Here is a 4,537-nt window from a genome sequence, read left to right as displayed (position 1 = left end):
TTATCTGCATGCCCTGCCATGCGGCCAGCTTTTCGGTGAGGAATACCGTAACCATCGTTGCCCTGGTGATTTTTGCCATTGGAATTATAAACCTGGTTTTGGTCTGGGCGGGCGCTGCTTTTATTAGAGGTAAGGCGGAGCCAGGCGGGCGGTCCTTTGCATGGGTTCTCTCTGCCTTGAGAACCGTGTTTTCGGTTAAACTGCTCTTGATAGTCAGGGCTCTGTTTCTGGAGACACTGCTCAATCGAAGACTCTGGCGGCAGTCGTCTGTGCGCTGGACGATCCACAGCCTGATCTTTCTGCCTTTTGTTTTTCGGTTTACCTGGGGCATCATTGCGCTCGTCTTCTCGGAAGCTGCGGGGCGGTGGTCCGTAACCCGGATCATGCTGGACCAGAATCATGCCATTACCGCCTTCCTGTTCGACCTGACCGGTATCATGGTCATCGCAGGGGTGGTTCTGGCGATATTACGCCGCGCCCTGGCCCGCACGGGCAAGGTTCCCGGCCTGCCTCGTCCTGATTGGATCGCCTTGGGCCTGATGGGTGTTCTGGTCATCAACGGCTTCTTCCTGGAAGGGATGCGCATCGCCATGACCGGCGGTTCGGAAGGGGCGGGGTTTGCCTTTGTGGGGAAGGCCGTCAGCCGCCTCATGGCCGGCGCTTCCGGGCTGACCACACCTTACGTTATCCTGTGGAACATACACGCTGTTTTAACCGGGGCTTTCGTGGCCTATCTGCCTTTCAGCCGTATGCTTCACATCATTATGGCCCCAGTTTCTCTGGCCATAAATGCCGTTTCAGAGTATGAAAAAAGAGCTTTCAAAGTTAAGGAGGAAGAATAATGGAAATACAAGGCTACCACCTGCCTGATGATCTTTATTACCAGGAAGGCCATTTTTGGATCAGGAGGGAAGGAGATGTTCTGGTCATGGGCATGGACGATTTTGCCCAGCAGATGGCCGGGCTGGTGGTTTATGTTCAGCTTCCCGCTGAGGGAAAGCAGTTAAAAACGGGCAAGAAGTTTGCCAAGGTGGAGTCGGGCAAGTGGCTCGGCAAGGTCTTTGCCCCTGTGAATGGTGAACTGGTAAGTTCTAATCAGGAGTTGGAAATGAAACCGATTCTGATTAATGAAGATTGCTACGGGCAGGGCTGGATGTATAAGATCAGGCCGGTTGATATGAGTGAATTGGACAACTTAATTCAGGGGACCGAAGCGGTCACGGAATGGCTCCTGGCCGACATCGAGAAATATAAAGTCACCTGAGCATGGCTCACCGGGATTACAGCCTTTTTCACTTGATTCAGACGGAGGCCTGCACTAACTGCCGGTTGTGTGTTGACATCTGCCCTGCGGTATCGGCCTCTCAGGACGGGCATCTGTCCGGCCTTTACCGTCTCAAAGGGCTGAAAGAGATTCTGAAAAAAAGGTCCGGCCTGAAGGCAAGGCTCCTGGGCCGAAGACAAATCTCACCCCAGAGCCTCGAACAGTTAAGCGAGACGGTTTTTCGTTGTACCTTATGCGGGAACTGCCAGGAGGTCTGCCCGGTAGGCATCCACCTCAGGGATTTGTGGCTTTCCCTGCGCCATGACATGGTTCATTCCCAGGCCTACCCGGAAAAGATTGATCAGATTCGGGAGAATCTCCTTGAAAGCCGGAACGTCTTTGCTGAAGACAACGAGGAGCGGGCCGAGTGGGTGGAGGACATGGAGGAGGTCCCGGAGCACGGTTTTATCAAAGATGAAGCTGAGGTTGTCTATTTTACCGGCTGCGTGGCCGCCTACTATCCGCTAGCTCAAAGGATTCCCATTAACCTGGCTTCGATATGTGAAGCTTCTGGGGTGGACTTCACCCTGCTTGGCGAGGAGGAATGGTGCTGCGGGTTTCCCCTGCTGGGATCAGGCCAGCAGGAATTGATACAGGAGTTTATTGATCACAATGTTGAGGCCGTCCGGAAGAAACATGCCTCCATGGTTTTGTTCGCCTGCCCGACCTGTTTTCAGATGTGGCGGGAGTTCTATCCCGCGGAGTTCAGGATGGCGCATAGCACGGAGTTCCTGCTCGATCTGGTCAAAGAGGGGCGGATTTCCTTGACGGAACTTCCCCTGACCGTGACCTACCATGATCCCTGTGATCTGGGCCGCGGGGCGCGGGTCTTTGAAGCGCCGCGAGAGCTCATCCGGGCTGTCCCAGGTGTGAAGCTGGTCGAGCTATTGGCAAATCGAGAGAACTGCCGGTGCTGCGGCGGGGGCGGCAACCTGGAGATGATAGACGCCGGCCTTTCCGAAGAGATTGCACGGCAGAAAATCGAGGAGGTCAGGGCCACAGGGGCGCAGGCCGTGATCACCGCGTGCCAGCAATGCGTCAGAACCATGACCGCTTATGTCAAACGGAACCAGATTCCCATCGAGGTCCTGGACATCACCGAGCTAATTTATCGAGCGCTTCAGCCATAGGGGTCTTCTTAATTTTCATTTCAATCAGGGGAAATTAACTTGGAATTGTATAATCTGGGAAAGGTGCCCTGGCAGGAGTCCCAGCTCATTTATCATGCCCTGGCCAGGCTGGGGCGTGAGTCGCTGGTTCTGGTTTCACCGGCCAGTCCGTATGTCTGCGTCGGTTTTCACCAGGGGCTGGACCAGGAGCTGGACCTCGAGTTCTGCCAGGCCAATGACATCCCTGTTTTCAGGCGTGAGGTCGGAGGCGGAACAGTCTATCTCGACGGAGACCAGCTTTTTTACCAGCTCATCCTCCACCGGGACAATCCGATAGCCCCTTTGAAAAAAGAGGCCTTTTATCGAGAATTTCTCGAACCGGTGGTCAACACCTACCGCCGGATCGGCATACAGGCGGAATATAAGCCTGTTAATGACGTGATTGTGAGCGGGCGCAAGATATCAGGCACCGGCGTGGGCGAGATTGGGGACTGCCTGGTCTTTGTCGGGAATCTCATCCTGGATTTCAACTATGAAATGATGTCGCGTATCCTCAAGGTGCCTCATGAAAAGTTCCGCGACAAGATCCACCAGACCATGGAAGAAAACCTGACCACCATCCGCCGGGAACTGGGGACGGCTGAGGCGTTAAGATGGGATGAAGCAAGCTTGAACGCGCTCATGAGAGAAGAATTTGAAAAACTGCTCGGCCCGCTTACTCCTCGTGAAAAGGATAGCGACCTTAAAGACAAGATGGATGAACTGGCCGCATGGATGTTAAGCCGTGACTGGACCGGCCGGAAGGGGCGGCGGATATCGGGCCGTGAGGTCAAGATACGTGAGGGCATGAAGGTTGCCGAGAGGGTCCATAAGGCGCCCGGCGGACTGATAAGGGCGATTTTTGAGTTTCGCGAAGGCCGTTTCTCAAATGTATCCATCTCCGGTGATTTTTTCTGCTATCCTGAGAATGCGATCAGCCGGCTTGAATCAATGATCGAGGGAAAACCAGTAGAAAAGCTCCATAAAATCCTGACTGAATTCTATGAGGATGAGAACGTTGAAACTCCAGGGATCACTATTGATGACTGGATGGAGGTTTTTGGGGGTTGAAAGCCTTTGGCTAGCCAGAAGTTTGAACTCCTCCTTTCTTCAAACTTTTCCAAACGGATAAATCAAGCATCCTTATAAACGTCAGTGAAGCACCTTTTTGACATCCCACTCCTTTACCAGACGATTGCGGCAGGACCGACAAAGGACCAGGTATATGATCTGGGCCACGTCCTTTTCAACCTCCCGGGGGTCCTGACGGCCCACAGCCTCGATTAGCCGCTCTATTTCCTCGTCTACATCTCCTTCCGGTTCCTCGAGATAACCATGAAAAAGGGAGATCAACTCGATCTTGACCCCGTACTGCAGTTCCTCGTCTTTGAGAGGACGCCCACATTTATAACAGAATTCCTCCAAAACATGACCTCCTTAAAAAGCTTTTAAAATCAATCTGTTATGCCAACACAAGATATATCAATTTTGTTTTAAATAAATTATTAAAGATTCTATCTCCTTTGACCGATACAATAGATAAGATAAAGGTGTATTATATATTTATTCAGAGAAAGTATAAAGATGATATTTAGATTTGCTTTTTTATTCAAGTTTTATTAAACTTTTTTAAATAAAGGCCGATAAAATAAGCAGGGAGTTGTAATTTAGCCTGCAAGATTGAGAAGGGAACCGATCAGCCAGGGGAGAACTTATGAAAACCAATGAGGTGATGCAAAAGGTTTTGTTAAATATTGATCAGGTATCTAAGCTGACCGGCGTGAAAAAGACAACGCTTAGATACTGGGAAAAGGAATTCAGCGAATTCTTACAGCCTCAACGTACCGATACCAACCGTCGCCAGTATTCTTTCAATGATATCAAGAAAGTAGAAACCCTGAAGCAGCTCATCGAGGTGGAGAAATATAAATCCATTGGTGTCAAGATGAAGCTCGGTCTAATCAAGAACTATTCTTCCTCAGCCTGAACTCATTCCCTTCATTTCCATCCATTGTCTGGCCCCGTTTTTTTTCGGGGCTTTTTTTTGCCCGGCGGCAGGTTTCAA

The 4,537-nt window shown here is 51.1% G+C and carries 6 protein-coding genes; 5 read left to right on the top strand and 1 reads right to left on the bottom strand.

Annotation, left to right across the window (positions count from 1 at the left end):
* From JRI95_16360 to JRI95_16345, 4 genes are all read left to right on the top strand, one after another.
* Positions 1–842 (top strand): respiratory nitrate reductase subunit gamma (locus tag JRI95_16360; GenBank protein MBW2063117.1); only part of this gene is annotated, 842 nt, incomplete at its 5' end.
* Positions 842–1,264: a glycine cleavage system protein GcvH gene (gene gcvH / locus JRI95_16355; protein ID MBW2063116.1), complete on the top strand. Its 423-nt coding sequence runs from the start codon at positions 842–844 to the stop codon at positions 1,262–1,264. The genes JRI95_16360 and gcvH, both read left to right, overlap by 1 nt.
* A 2-nt stretch (positions 1,265–1,266) precedes the next feature.
* Entirely contained in the window at positions 1,267–2,454 is a 1,188-nt protein-coding gene (locus JRI95_16350; GenBank protein MBW2063115.1) for a (Fe-S)-binding protein, read from the top strand.
* Positions 2,455–2,493: 39 nt separating this feature from the next.
* Positions 2,494–3,543 carry a lipoate--protein ligase family protein gene (locus tag JRI95_16345; GenBank protein MBW2063114.1) on the top strand — a complete coding sequence of 350 codons (1,050 nt, stop codon included), beginning with the start codon at positions 2,494–2,496 and terminating at the stop codon, positions 3,541–3,543.
* A gap of 81 nt (positions 3,544–3,624) precedes the next feature.
* Here JRI95_16345 and JRI95_16340 read toward each other — a convergent pair whose 3' ends face one another.
* Positions 3,625–3,897, bottom strand: a complete 273-nt coding sequence (locus JRI95_16340; protein MBW2063113.1) for a hypothetical protein — start codon at positions 3,895–3,897, stop codon at positions 3,625–3,627.
* 289 nt (positions 3,898–4,186) lie between these two features.
* Here JRI95_16340 and JRI95_16335 point away from each other — a divergent pair, with 289 nt between their 5' ends.
* Positions 4,187–4,459: a MerR family transcriptional regulator gene (locus JRI95_16335; protein MBW2063112.1), complete on the top strand. Its 273-nt coding sequence runs from the start codon at positions 4,187–4,189 to the stop codon at positions 4,457–4,459.
* Positions 4,460–4,537 lie beyond the last annotated feature (78 nt).

Source organism: Deltaproteobacteria bacterium, from assembly GCA_019308995.1.
Classification (GTDB): domain Bacteria; phylum Desulfobacterota; class Desulfarculia; order Adiutricales; family JAFDHD01; genus JAFDHD01.
Note: the sequence above shows the minus strand (reverse complement) of the source record. Positions and strands in the feature narration are given on the sequence as shown.